The 25,108-nt window shown below is 50.4% G+C and carries 24 protein-coding genes and 2 tRNA genes; 14 read left to right on the top strand and 12 right to left on the bottom strand.

Annotated elements, in window-relative coordinates; genetic code table 11:
• The first annotated feature begins 247 nt into the window (after positions 1 to 247).
• Positions 248 to 787: a DUF2058 domain-containing protein gene (locus OGX94_RS12850; RefSeq protein ID WP_020996692.1), complete on the top strand. Its 540-nt coding sequence runs from the start codon at positions 248 to 250 to the stop codon at positions 785 to 787.
• A 105-nt stretch (positions 788 to 892) separates the two neighbouring features.
• Here the strand turns inward: OGX94_RS12850 and pgtA are convergent, their stop codons facing one another.
• From pgtA to pgtC, 3 genes are read right to left on the bottom strand one after another with little or no spacing between them, the layout of a single operon-like run.
• Positions 893 to 2,140 carry a two-component system response regulator PgtA gene (gene pgtA / locus OGX94_RS12845; RefSeq protein WP_191222321.1) on the bottom strand — a complete coding sequence of 416 codons (1,248 nt, stop codon included), beginning with the start codon at positions 2,138 to 2,140 and terminating at the stop codon, positions 893 to 895.
• Complete coding sequence (gene pgtB / locus OGX94_RS12840) at positions 2,130 to 4,124, bottom strand: two-component system sensor histidine kinase PgtB (protein WP_257661986.1); 1,995 nt, start codon at positions 4,122 to 4,124, stop codon at positions 2,130 to 2,132. The genes pgtA and pgtB overlap by 11 nt, the downstream gene beginning before the upstream one ends.
• Before the next feature lie 11 nt (positions 4,125 to 4,135).
• Positions 4,136 to 5,335 (bottom strand): phosphoglycerate transport regulator PgtC, encoded by a 1,200-nt coding sequence (pgtC, locus tag OGX94_RS12835; RefSeq protein ID WP_502873443.1) that lies wholly within the window; start codon positions 5,333 to 5,335, stop codon positions 4,136 to 4,138.
• Positions 5,336 to 5,750: 415 nt separating this feature from the next.
• On the opposite strand from pgtC, the gene pgtP reads away from it, so the two are divergent.
• Entirely contained in the window at positions 5,751 to 7,142 is a 1,392-nt protein-coding gene (gene pgtP / locus OGX94_RS12830; RefSeq protein ID WP_286569357.1) for a phosphoglycerate transporter PgtP, read from the top strand.
• Between the two features lie 109 nt (positions 7,143 to 7,251).
• On the opposite strand, the gene OGX94_RS12825 is transcribed toward pgtP, so the two are convergent.
• On the bottom strand, positions 7,252 to 7,494 hold the full coding sequence (locus OGX94_RS12825; protein WP_003834857.1) for a DUF2545 family protein: 243 nt from the start codon (positions 7,492 to 7,494) through the stop codon (positions 7,252 to 7,254).
• A gap of 440 nt (positions 7,495 to 7,934) precedes the next feature.
• Between OGX94_RS12825 and lpxP the strand changes: the two genes are divergently transcribed.
• Positions 7,935 to 8,855: a kdo(2)-lipid IV(A) palmitoleoyltransferase gene (gene lpxP / locus OGX94_RS12820; RefSeq protein ID WP_063942031.1), complete on the top strand. Its 921-nt coding sequence runs from the start codon at positions 7,935 to 7,937 to the stop codon at positions 8,853 to 8,855.
• Between the two features lie 41 nt (positions 8,856 to 8,896).
• On the opposite strand, the gene OGX94_RS12815 is transcribed toward lpxP, so the two are convergent.
• Positions 8,897 to 9,511 (bottom strand): lysozyme inhibitor LprI family protein, encoded by a 615-nt coding sequence (locus OGX94_RS12815; protein ID WP_063942030.1) that lies wholly within the window; start codon positions 9,509 to 9,511, stop codon positions 8,897 to 8,899.
• 343 nt (positions 9,512 to 9,854) lie between these two features.
• Between OGX94_RS12815 and ypdK the strand changes: the two genes are divergently transcribed.
• Positions 9,855 to 9,926, top strand: coding sequence for a membrane protein YpdK (gene ypdK, locus OGX94_RS12810; RefSeq protein WP_010723117.1), 72 nt, complete (start codon positions 9,855 to 9,857; stop codon positions 9,924 to 9,926).
• A 67-nt stretch (positions 9,927 to 9,993) separates the two neighbouring features.
• On the opposite strand, the gene alaC is transcribed toward ypdK, so the two are convergent.
• Complete coding sequence (gene alaC / locus OGX94_RS12805; RefSeq protein WP_003834862.1) at positions 9,994 to 11,232, bottom strand: alanine transaminase; 1,239 nt, start codon at positions 11,230 to 11,232, stop codon at positions 9,994 to 9,996.
• Positions 11,233 to 11,619: 387 nt separating this feature from the next.
• Between alaC and OGX94_RS12800 the strand changes: the two genes are divergently transcribed.
• From OGX94_RS12800 to OGX94_RS12785, 4 genes are all read left to right on the top strand, one after another.
• The gene (locus OGX94_RS12800; RefSeq protein WP_008785387.1) at positions 11,620 to 13,317 is read left to right on the top strand and encodes a sensor histidine kinase; all 1,698 of its coding nucleotides are present in this window, start codon (positions 11,620 to 11,622) and stop codon (positions 13,315 to 13,317) included.
• A 14-nt stretch (positions 13,318 to 13,331) separates the two neighbouring features.
• A complete protein-coding gene (locus OGX94_RS12795) occupies positions 13,332 to 14,066 on the top strand; it encodes a LytR/AlgR family response regulator transcription factor (RefSeq protein ID WP_003834866.1) in 735 nt (244 codons plus the stop codon).
• A 123-nt stretch (positions 14,067 to 14,189) separates the two neighbouring features.
• Entirely contained in the window at positions 14,190 to 14,630 is a 441-nt protein-coding gene (locus OGX94_RS12790) for a hypothetical protein (protein ID WP_257661783.1), read from the top strand.
• A gap of 11 nt (positions 14,631 to 14,641) precedes the next feature.
• Complete coding sequence (locus tag OGX94_RS12785) at positions 14,642 to 15,211, top strand: hypothetical protein (RefSeq protein ID WP_257661782.1); 570 nt, start codon at positions 14,642 to 14,644, stop codon at positions 15,209 to 15,211.
• Between the two features lie 26 nt (positions 15,212 to 15,237).
• Here OGX94_RS12785 and glk read toward each other — a convergent pair whose 3' ends face one another.
• A complete protein-coding gene (gene glk / locus OGX94_RS12780; protein ID WP_063942028.1) occupies positions 15,238 to 16,203 on the bottom strand; it encodes a glucokinase in 966 nt (321 codons plus the stop codon).
• Between the two features lie 204 nt (positions 16,204 to 16,407).
• On the opposite strand from glk, the gene OGX94_RS12775 reads away from it, so the two are divergent.
• Positions 16,408 to 17,643, top strand: coding sequence for an ion channel protein (locus tag OGX94_RS12775; protein WP_257661781.1), 1,236 nt, complete (start codon positions 16,408 to 16,410; stop codon positions 17,641 to 17,643).
• Here the strand turns inward: OGX94_RS12775 and OGX94_RS12770 are convergent, their stop codons facing one another.
• On the bottom strand, positions 17,644 to 19,296 hold the full coding sequence (locus OGX94_RS12770; protein WP_257661780.1) for an alpha-keto acid decarboxylase family protein: 1,653 nt from the start codon (positions 19,294 to 19,296) through the stop codon (positions 17,644 to 17,646). It abuts the gene before it with no gap.
• Positions 19,297 to 19,478: 182 nt separating this feature from the next.
• Between OGX94_RS12770 and mgrA the strand changes: the two genes are divergently transcribed.
• Together mgrA and ypeC are read left to right on the top strand one after the other, a co-directional pair.
• Positions 19,479 to 20,468: an L-glyceraldehyde 3-phosphate reductase gene (gene mgrA, locus OGX94_RS12765; protein ID WP_197385648.1), complete on the top strand. Its 990-nt coding sequence runs from the start codon at positions 19,479 to 19,481 to the stop codon at positions 20,466 to 20,468.
• 137 nt (positions 20,469 to 20,605) lie between these two features.
• A complete protein-coding gene (gene ypeC, locus OGX94_RS12760) occupies positions 20,606 to 20,932 on the top strand; it encodes a DUF2502 domain-containing protein YpeC (protein ID WP_003834889.1) in 327 nt (108 codons plus the stop codon).
• Between the two features lie 32 nt (positions 20,933 to 20,964).
• Here the strand turns inward: ypeC and OGX94_RS12755 are convergent, their stop codons facing one another.
• Positions 20,965 to 22,203 carry an Nramp family divalent metal transporter gene (locus OGX94_RS12755; protein WP_257661779.1) on the bottom strand — a complete coding sequence of 413 codons (1,239 nt, stop codon included), beginning with the start codon at positions 22,201 to 22,203 and terminating at the stop codon, positions 20,965 to 20,967.
• Positions 22,200 to 22,274, bottom strand: coding sequence for a hypothetical protein (locus tag OGX94_RS24965; protein ID WP_418219455.1), 75 nt, complete (start codon positions 22,272 to 22,274; stop codon positions 22,200 to 22,202). Before OGX94_RS24965 ends, OGX94_RS12755 begins: the two co-directional genes overlap by 4 nt.
• Positions 22,275 to 22,547: 273 nt before the next feature.
• Here OGX94_RS24965 and nupC point away from each other — a divergent pair, with 273 nt between their 5' ends.
• The gene (gene nupC, locus OGX94_RS12750) at positions 22,548 to 23,750 is read left to right on the top strand and encodes a nucleoside permease NupC (RefSeq protein WP_003834893.1); all 1,203 of its coding nucleotides are present in this window, start codon (positions 22,548 to 22,550) and stop codon (positions 23,748 to 23,750) included.
• Positions 23,751 to 23,900: 150 nt separating this feature from the next.
• Here nupC and OGX94_RS12745 read toward each other — a convergent pair.
• A tRNA-Ala gene (locus OGX94_RS12745) sits at positions 23,901 to 23,976 on the bottom strand.
• Between the two features lie 42 nt (positions 23,977 to 24,018).
• Positions 24,019 to 24,094, bottom strand: a tRNA-Ala gene (locus tag OGX94_RS12740).
• Between the two features lie 221 nt (positions 24,095 to 24,315).
• Here OGX94_RS12740 and OGX94_RS12735 point away from each other — a divergent pair.
• Both OGX94_RS12735 and OGX94_RS12730 read left to right on the top strand, forming a co-directional pair.
• A complete protein-coding gene (locus OGX94_RS12735; RefSeq protein ID WP_003028277.1) occupies positions 24,316 to 24,678 on the top strand; it encodes a YfeC-like transcriptional regulator in 363 nt (120 codons plus the stop codon).
• Position 24,679: 1 nt separating this feature from the next.
• Positions 24,680 to 25,072, top strand: a complete 393-nt coding sequence (locus OGX94_RS12730; RefSeq protein WP_003834896.1) for a MerR family transcriptional regulator — start codon at positions 24,680 to 24,682, stop codon at positions 25,070 to 25,072.
• The last annotated feature ends 36 nt before the right edge of the window (positions 25,073 to 25,108 follow it).

Here is a 25,108-nt window from a genome sequence, read left to right as displayed (position 1 = left end):
ATTACTTCAATTAGAATAAAACTCTAAATAATTAACACATGCGAATCTATACTCCATTTCATTAACTTATTTGGCATATTATTTTTTATTAAAGAATCAGGTAATCATCAACTGATTCAGAAAGGGAGAGAGATACAGGACAGTGACAGCAGCCCGAGATAACAGCCATGGCGCGGCCGTCATTCTGGCGTCCCGCCGAACGTTAAGGTTATAATCCTTGCAACGATTTTTTGGATTAGAAGCGACAATGACAAAACTTACCCTACAAGAACAGATGCTTAAAGCAGGTCTGGTCAGCAGCAAAAAAATGGCGAAAGTGCAGAGAACGGCGAAAAAATCGCGCGTTCAGGCTCGTGAAGCCAGAGAAGCGGTTGAAGAAAATAAAAAAGCACAGGTCGAGCGTGATAAGCAGCTCAGCGAACAGCAGAAGCAGGCCGCATTGTCTAAAGAATACAAAGCGCAGATCAAGCAACTGATTGAAATGAACAAAATCACCATTTCCCGTGGCGATATTGGTTACAACTTTACTGACAATAACCTGATCAAAAAAGTTTATGTTGATAAGGTAACCCAGTCTCAGTTGATCAAGGGCCGTCTGGCCATTGCCCGCCTGACGGCTGAAAGCAGCAGCGAGAGCGAATACGCCATTATCCCGGCTGTTGTCGCCGACAAGATTGCCCAGCGCGATGCAAGCTATATTGTTCTAAATTGCGAACTGAGCCAGGAAGCGAAGGACGAAGACGATCCGTATGCTGATTTTGTCATTCCTGACGATTTGATGTGGTAAGAAAAACACCCCGATAATCACCCAGAGTTTCGTCGCGTATTTCGGTGAACGCTAGTGCCACCACCGAAATACCGTCACCCGCTCTTCTTCCCCACATGCCATCTGCTAAAACTTATAGTGTTCCTTGCTCAGTCCGTATTTTCTCATGCGCAAATACAGTTTCTTACGCGGAATTTGTAAATACTCCGCCACTTCATTAATACGTCCCTGATGAATATTAAGCGCTTCGGTAATGATCTGTCGCTCGTACTCGTCGACCCGACGATCGAGCGGTGTCGGTTCGGGCAAATGTAGCTGTGGATTCGCGGTTTCAGCCAGTGGCAATAACCCAACGGCAAAAAGCTCGGCGGCATTGGCCAGTTCCCGGACATTGCTTAACCACACGCGACGCCGCATGCCTTTCAGTAAATCCACTTCAACTTCAGGCACCGGATGGTTCAGACGTAGACAGGCTTTGTGCAGATAATGGCGAAACAGCGGCTCAATATCATCCGGGCGCTGAGACAACGGCTGGCAACCAATTTGCGTCATCGCGAAACAGTAATATAGTTCAGCCACAATCTGGTTGGTTGCCGCCAGTTCCACCAACGAAGTGGCGCCAATGCCAATTAAGCGAAACGGACGCCGCTCCTGACTTTGCAAATGCACCAGCTGGTGCTGCTGTTCGCGCGTCAGGCACTCAATATGGCTCAGGACCAGCGTTCCCCCTTGCGCCTGGGCAATAAGGTCATTGAGTTGCCCCGCATTCTCTAACGTCAACTCCCCACGAATAAACGGTCCTTCAGCGCTGCGCCCAAGCTGATGCAAATAACGGGCACCGGTCATACGTCCGGTTCCCGGCTCGCCATAAAACCAGACGGCAATATCCGTTTCAGCCAGTTGCCGTAAGCGCTGGCGGTACTGATTAACCCAGTCACTGTAGCCGACCAGTTCAACCTGGAGCTTTTGCTGGCAATAGTGACGACGTGCAATCACAGATTTTCTCTGCCGCAACGCGTCCTCTACCAACACCAGCAGTTTGCCAGGATCAACCGGTTTTTGCAGAAAATCCCACGCACCTTTCTTCACCGCGTCCACCGCCATAGGGACATCGCCATGTCCGGTGATCAACAGGATCGGAAGCTGATTGTCATCCTGATGAAACAACGTCATCAGGTCAATTCCATTACAGCCAGGCATACACACGTCGCTCAGGACAATCCCTGGCCAGTCGGCCTGCAACCAATTTCGGGCATCAAAAGGGTTACTGCATGCGAATACATGATATCCCTCCTGTTCAAGCAACAAGGTGTAAGCGTCAAGAACATCGGCATCATCATCAATAAGCAGAACAGAATATTCATCACTCAACATCGTTTACATCCGTCAGATTAAATTGCAGAACGACGCAGGCATTGCGCCCCGGGGTCGACGCCAGGCGCAGTTCGCCGTTCATTTGCATCATTAACGATACACAAATCGATAAGCCAATACCGAGGCCAACATCCTTACTGGTGGTAAACGGTTTTAACAGTGATGGTAATAATGCCCCAGGCCAGCCGGGACCGTGATCGCTGATAAATACGCACAACCGGCTGCCTTCGGTCTGCCAGTGAACCTCTATTTTCGCCGCAACCGGACAGGCATCCAGCGCATTTGCCAGGACGTTTACCAGCACCTGCTGAATACGCACTTCATCACCAGCCACCCACACGCCCCGGTCTGGCAGCGTCAGCGAACCCTGCTGTGGCTTGTGTCGCATGGCCAACAGTTCCCAGGCAGCGTTGAACGTTTGACGTAGATCGACCGGATGCAGAGGCGTGCCAGGCTCGGCCCGGCGCGCAAACTGACGCAGTGAACGGATAATGGCATCGATGCGAGTAATCAGCCCCTCCGCTTTGGTTAATGTGCTTCTGGCCTGAGCGGGTTGTCCCTGTTCGATTGCCCTCCCCGCCGTAAACAGGTACATCGACAGCGCATTCAGCGGTTGATTAATCTCGTGCGCCAGCGTGGTCATAGTCTGGCCGACCACAGCCAGTTTTGCCGTCTGGATCAGCTCATCCTGCGTTGCGCGAAGATCGGATTCAATCTCCTTGCGCTCGATCACTTCCTGTTCCAGCTGATTTTTTTGCGCGCTCAATTGCCCCAGAGTATGGCGCAGCAAGCCTGCGATACGCCCCAGTTCATCGCGTCCATACACCGGGATAGAGGCATCCGTTCTGCCAAGACCAATTTGCACCACGGCCTGGTTGAGCGCAGTAAAACGCTTCACCAGACGCGAGCGAATGAAGTAGTGGTTAAGCCCCCAGGCGAGAAGTAGCGCCAGCAACGTCGCCAGCAGGATAAGCCCACCGCTGACGCGAACAATTTGTTCCAGCCGCTGGTTAAACGTCTGCATTTGCTGATGGCTACTCCCCAGTTGCGCTTCCAGCAGTGTTCGAAAGCGCCCAAGCGTGGCCTCTCTGGCATGGCTGGCATCAACCAGCGCTTTTTGCGCTGCGACATAATCGCGCATCGTATCGGGCATTTTATTTTTCATCATCCCGATTTCCAGCAGCTCATCGATAGTTTGTCGCAGTGTGATAGTGCTGGGCCAGTCATCGAGGGTACGAATATTTTCATCCGCCGTTTTCTTCAGATTTTCCAGGTAGCGGATGTGATTCTCCACCAGCATGCCATCGTCGCTACCCGATTTCAGTTCATTGAGCCTGTCGCGTAAATCATCAACGATCTGGTTTTCAATTCTTGCCAGGGTGTAGACCTGCTGCTGCTCGTTTTGCACCTCTCGGGCACGTTTGAGATACAGCGCCGCATCACCATTTTTGGCCTCGATTTGATCCAGCAACGTCCCCTGCTGCCATGTAAAATCCTGCACCAGTGAATTCAGCTCAGTAGTAAAATCATCATGTAGCCAATCAATGCGCGCGGAAAGTTCGCTCACTTTTTCGCGTACAAGGAACATGTTGTAGAGCACCCGGTCCAGTTCCGCCATCAGCGCCCGGCTGTCCTGCAAAATCACCGCCAGTTGCTGCTGCTCTGCTGATTGCAACCCCCTGCTCAGCACTTCGATTTTATCCAGATGCGAGATTATCTGATTGCGCAGTTGCAGCCTTACCGTCGTATTGGGAGCCAGCAGGAATTCATTTAGCTGGTCCACAACCAGGTTAAGATTTCCTTCAATCAAGAAAGCGGAATGCACGCGCGGGAAGTAATCATCAAGCGAATAGCGTATCTGCGAGCTCTGCTCATGCCAGGAGTACAAACTGACGCAGCTGACGCTCAACGTCAGTAATGCGCCCGTTAGAAAGGCTCCCCGCAGGCTGCTGCTGATGCTGAGTTGGCGAAGGCGTTGCAGTATCGATCCACCTTTCATTTTAATTCTTCCAGTTTTGATATCGCCTGACGCTGATTTTTAAGAAACCAGAGCTGCCACTCCATCATCTGCTGTTCGGCAACGCTTTTATTATCAAACTGCCCAAGCCAGGCTTCATCTTCACTACTTTTGGCATCTATCGGAACGCTGGTCAGTAAGGCTCTGATTTCGGGTAGCGGGCGTTTCAGGCGCGCTTCCGCACTGTATAGCGCCCGCCATGCATCCTTCAGTTGCGCAAGACGAAAACTGATGGAGGTATCAAACATCCGCTGCACTAACTGTTGCCGCTTAAGGATCAGCCGATAATTAAGCGGAGGCTGGTTCATTAAAATAGCCTGCTGAGCAGCGCGGGGATTATCAGATGCGAGCTGCGTTACCGGATATTTTCCCGTATTCGCATCAGCAAGGATCCGCTGTCCCTCCGGGCTTAACAAATAGCGGATAAAACGACGCGCTTCATTGGGGTGCTGGCTGTTCTTGAGAACAGCCACATAGGTTGGCGATACCGCCGAGCGTGGAAAATAGGTAAAAGCCAGGTGAGGATCGTTAAGCAACAGGTTGGCATAGTTATCAATGACCGGCCCCGCCACGCCCAGGCCACTCTTAATTTTGTCGGCTACGCCAAAACTGCGTGATGAAATCGTTACCAGATTTCCAGCACTCGCCAGCAGCGTCGCCCACCCCGCTTCCCACCCTTTTTGCTGTAGCAATGACTCAACCATCAGATGGTTGGTATCCGAACGCGATGGGCTACTCATCAACAGCGCGTTCTGATATTTGGGCAGCGTTAAGTCCCCCCAGTCGGCAGGAGGCGACAGATGTCGTGCCGCCAGCGCAGAACGATTAATCAACAGACCAAAACCAGATATCGCCACTGCCACGGAGGTCGAACGGATAGAGTCTGGCACCAGCCGCTGGCTTTCCGGCAACGCATTGTCGAAGGGCGCCAGCTTCTGATGTTCCTGCAGATGCTGCAACAGCATAGGGGATGAGGTCAAAATCAGATCAACATTTTCCGCATTCGCGGTATCCAGCAGTTGCTCCAACGAACTGCTGGTCCGGTTTAACGTGCGAATCATCACCGACCCCGGTTCAGTCTGCCAACGCTGAATAATCCAGGCCGTTGCCCCCGGTGAAAAGGTTGTCGCCATTACCAGCTCTTTACCCTGCGCCTGGCAACTCACCGACAACGACATAAAACAGAGCGAGATCGCCCAACAACGCCCCCGGCCCAAAAGTCTGTTTGTGATCCTGTTCATAAATACCAACATGTGCAAAAAATAATATTGAGACAAAACTTACCCGTTTATCACCGACTGGGGGAAGAATAAGGTTATTCGTAGAATAACCAAACGGAAAGTGACGACATCGGTGAAGAATACCCGAAAACGCAGTCTGAATTTGTTAATATCCGCACACGCTAATGATAAAAGCGTCCGTAAAAGAATAGAATTGAAAAGCCATTATTTAAAAAGAGTCAAAATCAGCCACGCAATCCACAAATTGTGTCAATAGTGACTCATTTCATCAACTTGAGTTTCTCTGCCGTCTATTTCACTCTTCACTACGAAAAATCCTGATATTCACATCAATATAAATTTAGGTGATGATATGTTATCCATATTTAAGGCAGGGCCTTCAGCAAATAAAGTCCCGGCGGAGAAAGTCCAGGAAACTTATGGCCGATACCGCATTCAGGCATTACTCAGTGTATTTCTTGGCTATCTCGCATACTATATTGTGCGCAATAACTTCACGCTCTCAACACCGTACCTGAAAGAACATCTGGATCTCAGTGCCACGCAAATTGGTCTACTCAGCAGTTGTATGCTTATTGCCTATGGGATCAGTAAAGGCATTATGAGTAGTCTGGCAGACAAGGCCAGCCCTAAGGTCTTTATGGCATGCGGCCTGGTTCTGTGCGCCATCGTAAACGTCGGTTTAGGATTCAGTACCGGATTCTGGATTTTTGCCGCTCTGGTCGTTTTCAATGGCTTGTTCCAGGGAATGGGCGTTGGTCCTTCATTTATTACCATTGCCAACTGGTTTCCGCGTAAAGAACGTGGACGCGTCGGCGCATTCTGGAATATTTCTCACAACGTTGGCGGTGGTATTGTCGCTCCGATTGTTGGTGCCGCCTTTGCCATTTTAGGGAGCGAGCACTGGCAAAGCGCCAGCTATATTGTCCCGGCCGGTGTTGCCGTACTGTTTGCTTTTATTGTGCTGATGCTGGGGAAAGGTTCACCGCGCCAGGAAGGCTTACCGGCTCTGGAACAAATGATGCCGGAAGAAAAAGTAGTATTAAATTCCCGACACGCTGTCCAGGCACCAGAAAATATGAGTGCCTTCCAGATTTTCTGCACCTATGTGCTGCGTAATAAGAATGCCTGGTATGTTTCACTGGTAGATGTCTTCGTCTATATGGTGCGTTTTGGCATGATTAGTTGGTTGCCTATTTATCTGTTAACCGAAAAACATTTCTCGAAAGAGCAAATGAGCATCGCTTTTCTGTTTTTTGAATGGGCGGCAATCCCTTCCACATTACTGGCGGGCTGGCTTACCGATAAACTGTTTAAAGGCCGTCGCATGCCGCTGGCCATGATTTGTATGGCGCTGATTTTCGTCTGTTTGATCGGCTACTGGAAAAGTGAATCCCTGCTGATGGTCACTATTTTTGCCGCCATTGTGGGTTGCCTGATCTATGTTCCACAGTTCCTCGCTTCTATTCAGACGATGGAAATCGTTCCCAGCTTCGCAGTAGGTTCTGCAGTAGGACTGCGCGGATTTATGAGCTACATTTTTGGCGCATCGCTGGGCACCAGTCTGTTTGGCGTAATGGTCGACAAAATGGGGTGGCACGGCGGCTTCTATCTGCTGATGGGGGGTATTGTTTGCTGCATCCTGTTCTGCTACCTCTCTCATCGCGGTGCGCTGGAACTTGAACAACAGCGAAAAAATGCTCAACAAGAAGAAGCATCACTCCAGTTGGCGGATGCCCGGTAATTCATTTCGGTCTCACAAAAAAGTGCCAGCGATGCTGGCACTTCAATAAACTCAGACAAATAATAAATAACTTAAGGTGATAATTTATTGCTAAACGTAACATTGCAAATTATTGCTTACCGTCTGCGACCATAAAGCGAATGATCAAACCACATGCCGGGGCAAGAAACAGGAATAATCCAGTTACCATTTCGTCACCATTGGTCAGCCGCATAGTAAAAACGTAAATTAATGCCGTAAGGATGGCCATGCCGAGAAAAGCGCTAATTGACGCCGCAGCGCCTATAACCTGCCAGATATAGCAACTGACGCACAGAATGCTCAGTATGAGAAAGATCCAGAAATAGAGCATAGCGATACCTCCTGTCTGCCGTAAACTTAACGTAAGTCCTTACACTCCCTTAACTTTATATTCTAAGACAATTCCTATCCGCATGCAATTTGAGCAACATTTTATTCACAAAGATCATTCGACCGCTTACTATTACACTGTTTCTCCGTCGTTTATTTAATCATCATAAAAACAACGAATTATATATAGGCGAAATTTTGCCCTTAATCGCCCTAAAAACATTTACGAATCTTGAGTAATTATTTCTGGCTGACATTAATTTTCGGGTGTACATTGTGCGTCCGATCATTCATGCCCCCTCGTGGTTTTGTCCTGACTCAGTTTTACACTCTTTACAGGAACCAATGTCGTTCATGGCGGCCTAAAGATCAGTGCAGAGTGTAAAGCGACAGGCAAAGAATCTTCGCGATACATCTATTTCGTATCAACAACAGGTGCTTATGTTCCCCCAAAGTAAATTTTCACGCGCGTTTTTGCATCCGCGCTACTGGCTCACATGGTTTGGTGTTGGTGTGCTCTGGTTACTGGTACAGCTTCCCTATCCCGTATTGTGTTTTCTTGGTACCCGTACAGGAACGCTGGCTCGTCCATTTTTAAAACGCCGTGAATCTATTGCACGTAAAAATCTCGAACTCTGTTTCCCAAATCTGTCGCAAGAAGAAAGAGACAAACTGGTCGATGAGAATTTCCGTTCGCTCGGCATGGGGCTGCTTGAAACAGGTATGGCCTGGTTCTGGCCGGACCTTCGGGTGCGTAAATGGTTTGATGTAGAAGGGCTGGACAACCTGAAGCGCGCTCAGATGCAAAACCGTGGCGTGATGGTCGTTGGCGTACACTTTATGTCGCTCGAGTTGGGTGGTCGCGTAATGGGGCTTTGCCAGCCAATGATGGCAACCTATCGCCCGCACAATAATAAGTTGATGGAGTGGATCCAAACCCGCGGTCGTATGCGCTCCAACAAGGCGATGATCGGCAGAAATAATCTGCGTGGTATTGTCGGCGCCCTGAAAAAAGGCGAGGCAGTGTGGTTTGCCCCCGATCAGGACTATGGTCGTAAAGGGAGTTCATTCGCCCCCTTCTTCGCAGTCAAAGACGTGGCGACCACCAACGGTACCTACGTACTGTCACGATTATCGGGCGCAGCAATGCTGACCGTAACCATGGTGAGAAAAGCAGATAACACCGGTTACCGCCTGTTCATCACCCCGGAAATGGAAGGTTACCCGGCAGATGAAAGCCAGGCTGCGGCGTATATGAATAAAATTATCGAAAAAGAGATCATGCGTGCACCCGAGCAGTATCTCTGGATCCACCGTCGCTTCAAAACTCGCCCGATGGGTGAAGCTTCGTTGTATATCTAAAAAGAAAGGCCGTAAGGCCTTTCTTTTTTTCTACGGTTGAATTACTTAACGCCCCATTTGCTGTGCAGTTCAGCCATTCGCTCGCTGTAGTTGCGGGCGATGCAGGCTGATTTATCCTGTTCCTTCCAACACTCGTTACGCCCTTTCACCCAACCGCGCTGCTCTGCTTTCAGCGTCGGGTTATTGCTCGATTTAACCAGCGCCTGCTTGTAGGCCCCGTTTAAGGCTAAATCCATTTCTGAGAGCGAAGGACTCTGACAGATAATCTCTTCGATACTGCCTTTTGCAACCGCAGCGCAGGAAAAAGAGGGTCCAGTGCTGGTCGATTTTTTGGCCCCAGAAAAGTCAATATTATCTTCAGGCAGGCATACCCCGTGCTTTCGATTCGGCCCACTCCAGGAAACGTCCGGATTTCCGTCATCTTTACGAGAAATAGAAACCGTATTGTTCCCGCTTTTAGCCTCCCAGTAATTTTCATTGAAGGCCTTCACCGTCGCCTTCGAGCCATCAATCCAAACATTGCCTTTACCATCACTATTCACCCCACCAATACTTGCGCAGCTGAAATTAAACGCCAACGGTGAGGCCGCCATCGACGTCAATGGCGTAAAAACGAGTGCTAACATCATTAATCTGGTCATTTTTAACCTTTTCATTATCTCATTCCGCGAAAAATTAACCGCATTAACATCATGGCGATATGAGAATTCTCCGAGTAACCATTCCGTCGCTCAATAGCAATTTATTACCGGCAGAAATTAAACTGTCGCCGAATCACGACAGTTGTAAGTTATTAAAATTAAATAAAAAAATGCCTCTTGTCTCTCCTCATTTTTAGGCGTACATTAGCGCCGTCTGGAGCATTAAAGCTCAGAATTCTGAGGTGATGCAGCCAAGCAAATGAGGGGTATTCACCCTTTCGTTCGCGAGTGCATCAGCTCTCTGTCAGGTAAGCATATGTTCATTTAGACGTACCCCAGGTACGCGGAGAGATGAAAAGTGAAATATTTCTTTATGGGCATTTCTTTTATGGTCATCGTTTGGGCCGGTACTTTCGCCCTGATGATCTAAATTAAAAGACGCAGCAAAAAAACAGGAGCCATCAGGCTCCTGTTTTGCATTTTGGGGAATCATTCTGTCAGTCGGTACTTTCAGAAGCCGATTTTGCACTGGTCGGTAACAGGCCATCTGCGCGAAACATCGCCTTGATGCCGCGAATAGCCTGACGGGTACGGTCACGGTTTTCAATCAACGCAAATCGCACATGCGTATCACCATAATCACCAAACCCAATCCCTGGCGAAACGCATACCTTCGCTTCGTTCAGCAGCTTCTTGGCAAACTCAAGTGACCCCATCCCGGCGTATTGCTCTGGAATTTTCGCCCAAACGTACATTGAGGCCTTTGGCATCTCGACCATCCAGCCTGCTTCATGCAGTCCTTTGACCAGCACATCACGACGACGTTTATATTGCTCAGCGATATCCCGCACACATTGCTGATCGCCTTCCAGCGCGGCAATTGCCGCAACCTGCAGTGGCGTAAAGGTCCCGTAATCGTGATAGCTCTTGATTCGCGCCAGCGCGTTCACCAGCGTTTTGTTGCCCACCATAAACCCGATACGCCATCCCGCCATGTTGTAGCTTTTCGACAGGGTGAAAAATTCAACAGCGACGTCGCGAGCGCCGGGTACCTGCATAATCGATGGTGCCTTCCAGCCGTCATAAACAATATCAGCGTAGGCCAGGTCGTGAACCACCAGCACGTCATAGCGTTTAGCCAGGGCCACCACTTTCTCAAAGAATTCCAGCTCGACGCACTGCGCGGTCGGGTTGGATGGGAAACCTAAGATCATCATCTTCGGCTTCGGGTAACTTTCGCGTATTGCGCGTTCCAGCTCATTAAAGAAGTCGACACCCTCAACCAGCGGCACTGAACGCACCTGCGCGCCGGCAATCACCGCGCCATAGATATGGATGGGATAACTTGGGTTGGGCACGAGGACCGTATCACCGTGATCGAGCGTAGCCAGCATCAGGTGCGCCAGCCCCTCTTTGGAACCGATGGTCACAATGGCTTCGGATTCAGGATCGATCTCAACGTCATAGCGTTCCTGGTACCAGCGGGAAATCGCCCGACGCAAACGCGGAATGCCGCGTGAGGTGGAATAACCGTGAGTATCCGGGCGCTGCGCCACGGTACACAGTTTTTCAACAATGTGAGGAGGCGTGGCCCCATCCGGGTTCCCCATACTGAAATCGATAATATCTTCGCCGCGCCGACGCGCAGCCATCTTCAGTTCAGCGGTGATGTTAAAAACGTACGGGGGAAGGCGATCAATACGCGTAAAGCGACGTTCAGGGCGGGAGTCAGCCATAATATCCTCAGATTAACGTTAGCGCCCGGACCGTCCGAGCGACGCTGCCACGATGGTGGCACGTTTAGAAAATAGCCTGAATAATTTCCTTCTGTCGAGAGGCAAAACAAAATATTTTTTCCTGACGAAAAAGAGGAACAGCTGAGTAAAATGAGGAAATATTCATTTTCACAACTCGCTTAAAATTACCATCATTTAACATTTTGTTGTTAAATACATTACCTTGAACGCAGCACTCACAGGACAGGCATTGTAAATACAACAATCATGCAACAATCCCCTTTTAATGTTATGGTTTTTCCCCATTAGCTCTGAACTGCGGGGGTGCTGGTCATCCTGCCTCAGGTTACCTATCATAGTGGTTTAACCCTTGCGCAAGAGTCACCCGTGCACGAAATATTCAATATGCTGCTGGCGGTATTTGACCGGGCAGCACTGATGCTGTTCTGTCTGTTTTTCCTGATTCGTATCCGCCTGTTTCGCGAACTGTTGCACAAGTCAGCCCACTCCCCAAAAGAGCTGCTCGCCGTTACCGCGATTTTCTCCATGTTTGCCCTGTTCAGTACCTGGTCAGGCGTACCGGTAGAAGGTTCTCTGGTCAATGTGCGTATTATCGCGGTCATGTCAGGAGGGATCCTGTTCGGTCCATGGGTTGGCATTATTACAGGGCTGATCGCAGGCACCCACCGTTACCTGATCGATATTGGCGGCGTAACTGCCCTACCCTGCTTTATTACCAGCATTCTGGCTGGCTGCATTGCCGGGTGGATCAACCGAAAGATCCCCAAAGCACAGCACTGGCGCGCGGGTATTTTAGGCGGAATGCTGTGCGAATCACTGACCATGATCCTCGTCGTCGCCTGGGCACCCACCACCGAACTGGGGCTGGATATTGTCTCAAAAATCGGTATCCCGATGATCCTCGGCAGCGTCTGTATTGGTTTTATCGTGATGCTGGTACAAAGCGTTGAAGGTGAGAAAGAAGCCAGCGCTGCAAAACAGGCCAAGCTGGCGCTGGATATCGCCAACAAAACGCTACCGCTCTTTCGTCAGGTCAACAGCGAGTCGTTACGTCAGGTGTGCGAAATTATTCGCCACGATATCCACGCTGACGCGGTTGCCATCACCAATACTCAGCACGTTCTGGCCTATGTTGGCGTTGGAGAGATCAACTACCGCGATAACGATGACTTCGTCAGCCCCACCACGCAGGAAGCCATAAATCACGGTAAAATTATCATAAAAAACAATGATGAAGCGCATCGCACCCCGGAAATTCACTCCATGCTGGTGATCCCGCTTTGGGAGAAAGGCGTCGTGACCGGCACGCTGAAGATCTACTACTGTCACGCTCATCAAATCACTTCCTCGTTACAGGAAATGGCGATCGGTCTGTCGCAAATCATCTCCACCCAGCTTGAAGTCTCCCGCGCAGAGCAACTACGAGAAATGGCAAATAAGGCAGAGCTACGCGCGCTGCAAAGCAAAATAAATCCCCATTTTCTGTTTAATGCCCTGAACGCGATTTCATCGTCGGTGCGGCTTAACCCGGACACCGCACGTCAGCTCATTTTTAATTTGTCGCGCTATCTTCGCTATAATATTGAATTAAAAGACGATGAGCAGATCGACATCAAGAAAGAGCTGTATCAAATCAAGGATTACATCACCATCGAACAGGCCCGCTTTGGCGACAAGCTGACCGTTATTTATGATATCGATGAAGAGGTAAGCTGTTTTATTCCCAGCCTGCTGATTCAGCCGTTGGTCGAGAACGCTATCGTCCATGGGATCCAGCCCTGCAAAGGGAAAGGTGTGGTCACCATCAGCGTTGCGGAGTGCGGCAACCGGGTACGGATTGCCGTACGAGATACGGGTCATGGTATCGACCCAAAAGTGATTGAACGGGTCGAGTCCAATGAAATGCCGGGCAATAAAATTGGTCTGTTGAATGTGCACCATCGCGTTAAGCTGCTCTACGGTGAGGGATTACATATCCGCCGTCTGGAGCCAGGCACAGAGATTGCCTTTTATGTACCTAATGTGCACTCGCCCGCAGCCGCGCCAACTACATTATTGCTTTAACCAGGAGTGAAGTCGTGAAAGTCATCATTGTTGAAGATGAATTCCTGGCCCAACAGGAACTGAGCTGGCTGATAAAAGAGCACAGCCAGATGGAGATTGTCGGCACGTTTGACGATGGTCTGGACGTGCTGAAATATCTCCAGCACAACCGCGTTGACGCCATTTTTCTGGATATTAATATTCCCTCGCTGGACGGCGTTTTGCTGGCACAAAATATCAGCCAGTTCGCACATAAACCCTTTATTGTGTTTATTACCGCATGGAAAGAGCACGCCGTTGAAGCCTTCGAACTGGAAGCTTTTGACTACATTCTGAAGCCATACCAGGAATCACGCATTGTCAGCATGCTGCAAAAGCTGGAAGCCGCCTGGCAGCAACAGCAAACGGGAACGTCCCCTGTAAGTCCGGTAGCCCGCGAAAACGATACGATCAACCTGATCAAAGATGAGCGGATCATCGTGACCCCAATCAACGACATCTACTACGCTGAAGCGCATGAAAAGATGACGTTCGTCTATACGCGACGAGAATCATACGTCATGCCGATGAACATCAGCGAATTTTGCAGCAAACTGCCGGCTTCGCATTTCTTCCGCTGCCACCGCTCGTTCTGCGTAAATCTGAATAAAATCCGTGAGATCGAACCCTGGTTTAACAACACTTATATTCTGCGTTTAAAGGATCTGGAATTTGAAATCCCGGTTAGTCGGAGTAAAGTGAAAGAGTTCAGACAGTTAATGCATTTATAGTGCTGAAAAAGCGTGACGAATGGAGAGTGCAGCGCACGCTTTCAGTCGATTCCGCGACGAACGGGATAGCTGAACTAAGTTTGTAGTATATTGGTCGTCACTCTATTTTTTACAGGTGATGTCATGGCGAAGCTGAGCGAAAAATATCAACGTACATATCTACGCGAATACGCAAAAGAAGCGGAAAAAAATGCCCTGATATGGATAAGTACGGACGATTATTTAGCTGAGTGCCTGGATATTCATGAACAATGCCATCTGGATTATTCACTGCAACAACAGCTGAGTTCATGGCTTTTTATTCTGCGCATGAAGCGCAGCCCGGAGTTATTAGGATATAAAACCGCGATACAGTCAAATAATATGGAATCTCTGCACTTATCCCTGCGACAGTCTGCGATGATTAAACATGTGACGCAGGGTGTGGATTCAGGCTGCGATCACAGTATTAATGTATGGACGACACTGGAGATTCTTGCCGCGGGTTTATTTGACCGAGTACCGCTCTTATTGCCTGAAAAATTGGGTATGAGTGATAACGGTCACCCTGTTAACCTGCCATGACGAATATAATAATGGCGGTGTGGTACAAACGTGCAGACTTTGCAGTGGATGCCAGAAAAAGAGCGCAAAAGGTACTGACCTCGAAGCAAACAGCAAGCGATATGTTCATCCTCAGGTATCTGATGGCGCTCCTGGATGAGGATGTGACAGAAGCAGGCACACTACTCGATTTATATTGTAAAAGCGTGTCTGCATTGAGAGAACCAGGGCTCAGTAAGCTCCTTAAAATGTTCTGGCCATACGCGCACGGGTTATACAACCTGGCTTATATTGTATTGGGTAAAGATAAAGCCAGCGCGATGCCAAAACCAACCGCAGAGTGTTTCATGGACGATCTGGCGGAATGGCAAAATGAACATAACTATCACCATGGCCCGCTATATATTGAATACCCTAAACCAATTGACCTTATTAACATCCTGATCTCATGCACGCCGCCAGAATGTTGTTTGCATCAACCCTATCTGGATACCGATAAAAAATATAAAAACACAAGATACCTGCATGCCGATTTATTTGAACAACAGATGATCAAGATAATTTTAGAAAATATGAACAGCCAGAACGACAAAGCCGGATAAGCGCTGAGCGCCATCCGGCCCTGACCTTACAAAATATGGCCTAACGTCTGGCGCAAATGCGCACCGGATCCAAGCAGGCCCGGGTTATCGTGCACAATCAGATACACCGGAATATCCTGCACGTAGGCTTTAAAACGGCCTTTATCTTCAAAACCACCGCGAAAGCCCGATGCTTTAAAGAAGTCAAGGAAGCGTGGCACGATCCCCCCGGCGATGTACACGCCGCCAAATGTGCCCAGCGTTAACGCCAGATCGCCACCAAAACGTCCCATGATGACGCAGAACAGCGACAGCGCACGACGACAGTCAATGCAGGAATCTTCCAGCGCCCGTGCGGTGATATCCTTCGGCTGCAGATTTTCCGGCAGGCGTCCGTCAGATTTGACGATCGCGCGATACAGATTCACCAGTCCCGGACCAGACAGCACGCGTTCTGCGGACACGTGACCTATTTCCGCGCGCAGAACCTCAAGGATAATTCCCTCTTCCTCGCTGTTAGGCGCAAAATCCACGTGGCCGCCTTCACCAGGGAGACTTACCCAGCGTTTATCCACGTGGACCAGATGCGCCACGCCAAGCCCGGTTCCTGCGCCATAAACCGCAATAGGTTTGCCTTCCACAGGTTCCGCACCACCAAACTGAATTAAATGCTCTTTTTTCAGCATCGGGATCGCCATCGACACAGCGGTGAAATCATTGATGATTTCCAGATGGCTGAAGCCCAGGTTTTTTTTCATCTCAGCAATAGAGAACGCCCAGGTATGGTTGGTCATTGCCACCCAGTCGCCGGTGATCGGACAGGCAATGGCAATACAACCATCTTCAACGCTAACGCTATGCTCATCCAGGTACACGCGCACCACCGCCTCCAGACTTGGATAATCCAACCCGGAATAGGTTTTTGCCTGCGAAATCTCGCCGCTGGCAATATCGCACAGAGCAAGACGCGCGTTGGTGCCGCCAACATCCCCTACTAAAGCATATTTTGTCATTCTTCCACTGCTCCGCTAAAGTCAGAATAAATCTTTGCCACACTGTAAATTCATGGGGACATAACAACAACGGTCTGAAGGCTGATGCCCGTGGAAAATCGATCCAGATCACACAATTACTTTATCGTTTCAGCACCATTTGCAGCGATGTCGTCAGGCAGGCTGTGCAAACTATGTCTATGACTCTGTTTTAAGGAATAGAAAATGCTCCATCCGCGAGCCAGAACGATGCTCTTGCTATCAACTCCAGCGCTAATCATTGGCATAGCGTCCAGCCTGGTGTTGATCGTTGTGATGAAAGTGGCTTCCGTTTTACAGCAGTTTTTGTGGGAACGTCTGCCTGTTAGCATCGGTATAGCCCAGGACTCTCCGGTCTGGATTATCGGTATGCTGACGCTCACGGGGATCATGGTCGGGTTAGTTATCCGCTACAGTCATGGCCACGCAGGTCCGGATCCGGCCTGTGAACCGTTAATTGGCATGCCGGTGCCAACATCAGCAATACCGGGCCTGCTGGCAGCGCTAATCCTTGGCCTCGCGGGTGGCGTCAGTCTGGGTCCGGAACACCCGATCATGACCGTAAATATCGCTCTGGCAGTAGCACTTGGTAGCCGCATGTTTCCCCGTATAGCGAAACTGGACTGGACCATTCTCGCCTCTGCCGGCACCATCGGCGCACTATTTGGTACCCCCGTTGCCGCCGCGTTGATATTTTCGCAAACGCTGAATAGCTCAAACGATGTGCCCTTGTGGGATCGCCTGTTTGCGCCGTTAATGGCCGCCGCCGCGGGTTCGCTAACCACCAGCCTGTTTTTTCACCCCCATTTTTCACTGCCCATCGCGCACTACACGCAGATGCACTTGACGGATATCCTCAGCGGCGCGGTTGTTGCTGCCATCGCCATTGCCGCTGGAATGGTGGCCGTCTGGTGTCTGCCGCATTTGCACCATTTAATGCATCGATTAAAACACCCGGTGCTGATCCTCGGGACAGGCGGTTTTATCCTTGGCATTTTGGGTGTTATCGGCGGGCCGCTTACCTTGTTTAAGGGACTAGACGAAATGCAGCAAATGGCGTTTAGCCAAACGCTGGGGACATCAGATTATTTCATGCTCGCCGTCATTAAGCTGGCGGCATTAGTGGTTGCAGCGGCGAGTGGTTTTCGCGGCGGACGAATCTTCCCGGCGGTATTCGTTGGCGTCGCGCTTGGCCTGATGCTGCACGCCCATGTTGAAGCGGTGCCGGCTGCCATCACGGTTTCTTGCTCTATTCTCGGGCTGGTGCTGGTCGTCACCCGCGACGCCTGGCTGAGCCTGTTTATGGCAGCAGTGGTGGTGCCAGATTCCACCCTGCTGCCGCTGCTGTGCATCGTCATGCTGCCCGCCTGGCTGCTGCTGGCGGGCAAACCGATGATGGTCGCTGAGCGCCCCGATAAATAGCTATCCGCCGTTGCGAGATTCCAGCGCACGGGTCACCGTGCGCAATAATTCAGGAAGATCGGCTTTCGGTAGCACCACCTCAATTAACGACAGTCGTTGCGGTTGGGACAGCCGGGCCAGCACTTCTTCCAGCTGTACCACCTGCTTCACCCGCCAGCATTCGGCCTGACATTCACGACTAAACGCCTGCGGCATCAACGTCCAGCTCCAGGCGGCAATGTCGTTATAGCGCTGATTTGCCCCGTGTATGGCCCGCTCAACGGTATAACCATCATTGTTGAGCAGTAAAATAACCGGCGATTGCCCATCTCTGAGCATGGAGCCCAGCTCCTGAATGGTGAGCTGCGCCGCGCCATCACCAATAATCAGGATCACCCGACGGTCCGGACAGGCCGTTTGCGCACCGAATGCCGCCGGGAGCGCGTAGCCGATAGATCCCCACAACGGTTGAACCAGGACTTCCGCCCCGCAAGGTAATGAGAGCGCAGCCGCGCCAAAGGCGGCGGTTCCCTGATCGACGAGGATAATGTCATCAGGCTTCAGAAACTGCTGCACCGTGTGCCAGAAGTTTTCCTGCGTCAGTGGGCCCTTCTCAACCTGAACACGCCCAAGTGGCGGACGTTCTGGTGGCAGAGAAAACGACATTTCCAGGCACAGCTCACGTAATGTGGTGACCGCCTGCTCCATCGGGATGTTAAACCAGTGGGATCCAATTCGTGACGCATGGGGCTGAACGTCAATGGTGCGATCCTGCGGTAGCTGTTGTGTAAACCCAGCTGTCAGGGTGTCGACAAATTGCGTACCGACACACATTATCGTATCGGCATCTTCTATCGCCTGACGTACATAATCGCTGCTGGCTCCCGCGCTGTATGTGCCAACAAACGCCGGGTGACGCTCATCAAACAGTCCTTTGCCCATCAACAACGTGGCATGAGCCATCGGCGTTTCCGCCATCCAGCGCTGTAAAACCGGCTGCAGGCCAAAACGCAGCGCGAGGAAGTCGGCCAGCAACGCTACGCGTGGGCTGTCCAGCAATCGTTCACGGGCATGGTAGCGAAACGCCTCTATCACGCTGCTTTCCGGCTCGCTCAGAGGAACAATCATAATATCATTCGGTGGCGTAGCAGGCTGTTTAGCCACATCAGCAGGCAGCATCAGATAGCCCGGCCTGCGCTCGCTGAGCATCATTCGCAACACACGGTCAATTTCATAGCAGGCATTTTGTTCATCCAGTATCGCGCTGGCCGTCGTTACTGCCTGCTGCATGCGATAAAAATGCTGAAAGTCACCGTCACCCAAAGTGTGATGCATCAACTCTCTACGACGCTGCGCGCCGCGACAGGGTGCGCCGACAATATGCAAAACAGGAACATATTCCGCGAAGCTACCCGCGATACCGTTAATTGCACTTAACTCACCCACGCCAAACGTGGTGAGCAGCGCCCCTACCCCGGATACCCGAGCATAGCCATCTGCCGCATAAGCCGCATTCAATTCATTCGCACACCCGACCCAACATACGTTGGGATGTTCAATCACGTGGTCAAGAAACTGCAAATTATAATCGCCCGGCACACCAAAGAGATGGCCGATGCCACAGCCTGCCAGCCTGTCCAGCAGATAATCAGCAACGGAATACGGGGTTTGCATGACAGCTATCCTTCTGACGGTAACCTCATGTTGAGTATCGAAGAACTGTGATGACTGTCCAGGAAAGTCGCTGTGAAGGGGTGGAAAGCAGGATTTACAGTTTTGGTGGTTAAAATTCATTGAAGAATCGGCGGTGTAACCGTATACACTGGAAGACACACGCATTGTGGAGGGGGGGTGACATGGTTTATCACGCAGATGAAAATCGTTATCAGACAATGGAGTACCGCCGCTGCGGTCAAAGCGGCCTTAAGCTCCCGATTGTCTCACTGGGTTTGTGGCACAATTTTGGTGATACCACGCAGGTCGAGAACAGTCGCGCATTGTTACAGCGCGCATTCGATCTGGGGATTAACCATTTTGATCTGGCAAATAACTATGGTCCACCGCCGGGTTCGGCAGAACGGAATTTTGGTCGGATCCTGCAGGAAGATTTTTTACCGTGGCGAGATGAGCTTATTATCTCCACTAAAGCGGGCTACACCATGTGGGAAGGTCCCTACGGTGACTGGGGTTCACGCAAATATCTGATTGCCAGTCTCGATCAAAGCCTGAAGCGTCTGGGGCTGGAGTATGTCGATATCTTCTACCACCATCGCCCCGACCCTGAAACGCCGCTCGAAGAAACCATGCGCGCGCTGGATCACATCGTCCGTCAGGGCAAAGCGCTGTATGTAGGGTTGTCTAACTATCCCGCGGATCTTGCCAGGCAGGCGATTGAAATACTCGACGATTTAGGTACGCCATGCCTTATTCACCAGCCCAAATATTCCATGTTTGAACGTTGGGTCGAAGGTGGCTTGCTGTCGCTATTACAGGAAAAAGGTGTCGGCAGTATCGCCTTCTCACCGCTGGCTGGCGGACAGTTAACCGACCGCTATCTGAACGGCATTCCTGCGGATTCTCGTGCGGCAAGCACCAGTCGCTTTCTGAATCCGGACCAGATCACTCCACAAAAACTGGAAAAAGTGCGGGCGCTGAATGTGCTGGCAGAACGACGCGGGCAAAAGCTTTCCCAGATGGCGCTGGCATGGGTGTTACGGGATGACAAAGTCACGTCAGTGCTGATTGGCGCGAGTAAAACGGCGCAGATTGAAGACGCTGTCGGCATGCTGGCAAACCGTCACTTTACGTCTGAAGAGTGCGCGGAGATTGATGCTATCCTGAGTTGATTGAAATAAAGACACATTTATTAACAAAAAGTGCTCTCACTTGCGATTTAAGAGTTAAGGCGATGAAACGGGGCTTTACTGCCCCGTAATATTACGTTAACAGGCCGGCTACGGCTCGATCGTGAAGGAGAGAAAACATGTTCAGGTCACTGATTCTGGCGGCAGTCTTATTGGCTTTTACACCGCTGGCCGCGAACGCTGGCGAAATCACCCTGCTGCCATCAATAAAATTACAAATTGGCGATCGCGATAACTACGGTAACTACTGGGATGGCGGCCGCTGGCGCGACCGGGATTACTGGCACCATAACTATGAGTGGCGAAAAAATCGCTGGTGGCGTCATGACAACGGCTACCATCGTGGCTGGGACAAACGCAAAGCTTATGAGCGCGGTTATCGTGAAGGCTGGAACGATCGTGACGACCATCGCGGTCGCGGGCGTGGCCACAAACATCATCATTAATGTAACAAAAGGGCCAACAGGCCCTTTTGTTTTTACAAACCGAGTGCGGTTCCTACCAACAGCCAGATATTGAGCGCCACCACCAGCACAACAATCACCCAGCCTACCTGTTTTACCCATCGGGTATTCACCAAATCGCCCATCAGCTGACTGTTGCTGGTGAAGATCAACAGCGGCACCAGCGCCAGTGCAATACCAAAACTGAGCAACACCTGGCTCAACACCAGAATACGCGTCGGATCCAGTCCCATCAAAATCACAATAAATGATGGCATCATGGTGACGGTACGGCGTACCCATAGCGGAATGTGAAAGCGGATAAACCCTTGCATCACCACCTGCCCGGCCAACGTACCGACCACGGTAGAAGAAAGTCCCGCAGCCACCAGGCTTAAACCGAATACCGTCGCCGCAGCGTGACTCAACAGCGGTTCAAGTGTCAGATATGCTTGATCGAGATCGGCAATACCGGTATGCCCACTAAAATGAAATGCAGCGGCAGCCGTCGCCATCATCGCCAGATTGACAAATCCAGCAATCGTCATGGCGATTGCCACATCCCATTTCGTGGCAGCATAGCGCTGTTGACGTGTTCCGCCGTGCAGATGCTGAGTTAAGGAAGAGTGCAGATAAATGACGTGTGGCATGATAGTAGCGCCGAGCACGCCAGCCGCCAGGAACACCGCTTCGGAATTAGGCAGGCTCGGGATAACCATTCCCTTGCTAAGTTGCGCGAAGTTCGGCTGGGAAAAGATCAGTTCCACAATGTAAGCCGCAGCCACAAACAGCAGCAAGCCGCCAATCACTTTTTCCAGCGGTTTTTGCCCACGACGCTGCAACATCAGAATCAAAAAAGTCGCGATACCGGTGAGCACGGCCCCCTGCAATAACGACACGCCGAGGATCAATTTGAAACCAATCGCGGCACCAATGAATTCAGCAAGGTCTGTCGCCATGGCGATAATTTCGGCCTGCACCCAGTAGAACCACACCACCGGACGAGGATAGTGATCGCGAATTTGCTCCGCCAGGTTTTTACCCGTGGCAATACCCAGCTTTGCCGACAGCACCTGGATCAGCATCGCCATCAGGTTTGCCCAGACCACCACCCACAACAGTTTATAGCCAAAGCTGGCCCCTGCCTGGATGTTGGTGGCGAAGTTTCCCGGATCGATGTAGCCGATCGCCGCGATGAACGCAGGTCCCATTAATGCGAGCTTCAACTTGCGCGCTGCCCGTCCACTGCTACTCTCAACGCGATCGTTAGTCATTTTAGTGCCTCAGAAACATAGCCTTTGCTATGTTTCAAGCTACGCCTATTGAGAATGATTATCAAATTCATTTTGATGGATGAAGTTGATTTCTCTGATAGCGTTTGTCTATGGATCGATAAGGATTCTGGAAATACTGGTGAGATGTTTAATTATTGTTATGAGATTAGCACAATGACATAACTTTTCACTTCCATACTAAACATAACAGAAGTGTATCACCGATCACTAATTTTGAATCTCGTCACAGGTCCTTATTATAGTGTGTGTTTGATCTCGTTTTCTTTATGGTTGTTACATAGAATGTGCACGAAAACTAAACCTGCCTCATATTTGGAGCAAATATGGACCGCGTTCTTCATTTCGTCCTGGCCCTTGCCGTGGTTGCGGTACTCGCACTGCTGGTAAGCAGTGACCGTAAAAAAATCCGCATTCGTTATGTTATTCAATTGCTTGTTATTGAAGTGTTACTGGCATGGTTCTTCCTGAACTCTGATGTCGGTCTGGGCTTCGTGAGAGGCTTCTCCGAGATGTTTGAAAAACTCCTCGGATTCGCTAATGAAGGGACAAACTTTGTCTTCGGCAGCATGAACGACAAAGGACTGGCATTCTTCTTCCTGAAAGTGCTGTGCCCAATCGTCTTCATTTCCGCTCTTATCGGTATTTTGCAGCATATCCGCGTTCTGCCGGTTATCATCCGCGCGATTGGTTTCCTGTTATCCAAAGTGAACGGTATGGGCAAGCTGGAATCCTTCAACGCCGTCAGCTCCCTGATCCTGGGTCAGTCCGAGAACTTTATCGCCTATAAAGATATTCTCGGCAAAATGTCTCGCAACCGTATGTACACCATGGCTGCAACGGCGATGTCGACCGTTTCCATGTCTATCGTCGGCGCGTACATGACCATGCTGGAGCCGAAGTACGTGGTTGCGGCGCTGGTTCTGAACATGTTCAGCACCTTTATCGTGCTGTCGCTGATCAACCCGTACACCGTTGATGCCAGCGAAGAAAACATCCAGATGTCTAACCTGCACGAAGGCCAGAGCTTCTTCGAAATGCTGGGTGAATACATCCTGGCAGGTTTCAAAGTGGCAATTATCGTTGCAGCTATGCTGATTGGTTTCATCGCGCTGATCGCAGCCCTGAACGCCCTGTTCGCCACCGTGACCGGCTGGTTTGGCTACAGCATCTCCTTCCAGGGCATCCTGGGCTACATCTTCTACCCGGTTGCATGGGTAATGGGTGTGCCGTCCAGCGAAGCGCTGCAGGTGGGCAGTATCATGGCAACCAAACTGGTTTCCAACGAATTCGTTGCGATGATGGATCTGCAGAAAATTGCCGCCACGCTCTCTCCGCGTGCAGAAGGTATCCTGTCCGTGTTCCTGGTCTCCTTCGCTAACTTCTCTTCCATCGGTATTATCGCCGGTGCGATTAAAGGTCTGAACGAAGAGCAAGGTAACGTGGTTTCCCGCTTCGGTCTGAAGCTGGTGTACGGCTCTACGCTGGTGAGTGTACTGTCTGCATCTATCGCCGCACTGGTGCTGTAAGCGTAAGACAACGTCGTATTGATAAGACCGGGGAGATTCTTCTCCCCGGTTTTTTTATGCCTGCTATCCAGCAAACCGAAGAGATACAGGATAAGAACAGGTAGGAAACAGAAACAAAAAACCCCCGCTTTTCAGCGAGGGTTTAAATTTTGGTGGAGCTAAGCGGGATCGAACCGCTGACCTCTTGCATGCCATGCAAGCGCTCTCCCAGCTGAGCTATAGCCCCACGATGCTATTACGTACGTACCAAATTTATTGGGATTAAATTTGGTGGAGCTAAGCGGGATCGAACCGCTGACCTCTTGCATGCCATGCAAGCGCTCTCCCAGCTGAGCTATAGCCCCATTACGTAAAGCTTGTCGAGTTGACGGGCGGCATCATATGAATTCCCTTCGCGTGTGTCAACGGCAAAATTAACTCATAGAATTCAATCGCTGAAAAAGCAGTCAAATGAAGAACATTGCGTAACAACTCGCATTCAGTAGTTAAACGCGTCACGGTTTCTACTAAAATGGTGCTATAAAATGAGCCACTAATTAACCCCACGACTATTCAGGGAATCGTTATGTTCAAGGAACGGATGACGCCAGAAGAACTTGCTAATCTGACCGGATACAGCCGACAGACCATCAATAAATGGGTGCGCAAGGAGGGTTGGGCTACATCACCAAAACCAGGCGTACAGGGCGGTAAAGCGCGTCTGGTTCACGTCACCGAACAAGTTCGTGAATACATTCGCAGTGCTGAGCGTTCAGCCGAAGGTTTATCAGATAATTTATCGTTATCCGGCGATACCTCTATCGAAGCTCTACTGATTAGGCTCGCCAAAGAGATGACTCCGTCAGAACAAAAAATGTTTACGTCACTGATCCTGCGTGAAGGCATTACGGGTTTGTTACAACGCTTAGGGATCCGCGACAACAAATAATATGAAAAAATTACGCAGCAAAATGACGACCGAAGAACTGGCGGAATGTCTCGGGGTTGCCAAACAAACCGTCAATCGTTGGATCAGAGAACAAAACTGGACCACCGAAAAGTTTCCCGGCGTTAAAGGGGGTCGTGCAAGGCTGATCCATATCGACTCCAGCGTCCGTACGTTTCTGCTCAATATTCCGGCTTTTCGCAAAGTCCCTGAAATTTATCAGGCTGAGGAACCGCTGGCAGAATATACCCACGTGGTGCGTAGCCACGCCTGTCGCCAGATAATCAGCGCACTGGACAACATGTCCCCAACGGAACAAGAAAAGCTGGCTATGTATATTTCGCGCGAAGGTATTCGCACTTTCCTTACCCGTCTGGGTATTGATGAGTCTGAATAACAGGCAAAAAAAACGGCAGGATGCGCTCCTGCCGTT

It is taken from the genome of Citrobacter sp. Cpo037, assembly GCF_030332945.1.
In the GTDB taxonomy this organism is placed as follows: Bacteria; Pseudomonadota; Gammaproteobacteria; order Enterobacterales; family Enterobacteriaceae; genus Citrobacter; species Citrobacter portucalensis.
This window is presented reverse-complemented; position numbering and strand designations above follow the sequence as displayed.

Bases quoted from the DNA above. Each gene is read 5' to 3' on its own strand.
- OGX94_RS12785 (WP_257661782.1), top strand. From the start codon at position 14,642: ATGGCGGTGTGGTACAAACGTGCAGACTTTGCAGTGGATGCCAGAAAA.
- nupC (WP_003834893.1), top strand. From the start codon at position 22,548: ATGGACCGCGTTCTTCATTTCGTCCTGGCCCTTGCCGTGGTTGCGGTA.
- pgtA (WP_191222321.1), bottom strand. From the start codon at position 2,140: ATGTTGAGTGATGAATATTCTGTTCTGCTTATTGATGATGATGCCGAT.
- pgtC (WP_502873443.1), bottom strand. From the start codon at position 5,335: ATGTCGTTGTCGGTGAGTTGCCAGGCGCAGGGTAAAGAGCTGGTAATG.
- ypeC (WP_003834889.1), top strand. From the start codon at position 20,606: ATGTTCAGGTCACTGATTCTGGCGGCAGTCTTATTGGCTTTTACACCG.
- OGX94_RS12825 (WP_003834857.1), bottom strand. From the start codon at position 7,494: ATGCTCTATTTCTGGATCTTTCTCATACTGAGCATTCTGTGCGTCAGT.
- OGX94_RS12790 (WP_257661783.1), top strand. From the start codon at position 14,190: ATGGCGAAGCTGAGCGAAAAATATCAACGTACATATCTACGCGAATAC.
- OGX94_RS12850 (WP_020996692.1), top strand. From the start codon at position 248: ATGACAAAACTTACCCTACAAGAACAGATGCTTAAAGCAGGTCTGGTC.
- alaC (WP_003834862.1), bottom strand. From the start codon at position 11,232: ATGGCTGACTCCCGCCCTGAACGTCGCTTTACGCGTATTGATCGCCTT.
- OGX94_RS12770 (WP_257661780.1), bottom strand. From the start codon at position 19,296: ATGCAAACCCCGTATTCCGTTGCTGATTATCTGCTGGACAGGCTGGCA.
- OGX94_RS12775 (WP_257661781.1), top strand. From the start codon at position 16,408: ATGCTCCATCCGCGAGCCAGAACGATGCTCTTGCTATCAACTCCAGCG.
- glk (WP_063942028.1), bottom strand. From the start codon at position 16,203: ATGACAAAATATGCTTTAGTAGGGGATGTTGGCGGCACCAACGCGCGT.
- mgrA (WP_197385648.1), top strand. From the start codon at position 19,479: ATGGTTTATCACGCAGATGAAAATCGTTATCAGACAATGGAGTACCGC.
- OGX94_RS12815 (WP_063942030.1), bottom strand. From the start codon at position 9,511: ATGAAAAGGTTAAAAATGACCAGATTAATGATGTTAGCACTCGTTTTT.
- OGX94_RS12735 (WP_003028277.1), top strand. From the start codon at position 24,316: ATGTTCAAGGAACGGATGACGCCAGAAGAACTTGCTAATCTGACCGGA.
- OGX94_RS12755 (WP_257661779.1), bottom strand. From the start codon at position 22,203: ATGACTAACGATCGCGTTGAGAGTAGCAGTGGACGGGCAGCGCGCAAG.
- pgtP (WP_286569357.1), top strand. From the start codon at position 5,751: ATGTTATCCATATTTAAGGCAGGGCCTTCAGCAAATAAAGTCCCGGCG.
- lpxP (WP_063942031.1), top strand. From the start codon at position 7,935: ATGTTCCCCCAAAGTAAATTTTCACGCGCGTTTTTGCATCCGCGCTAC.
- OGX94_RS12730 (WP_003834896.1), top strand. From the start codon at position 24,680: ATGAAAAAATTACGCAGCAAAATGACGACCGAAGAACTGGCGGAATGT.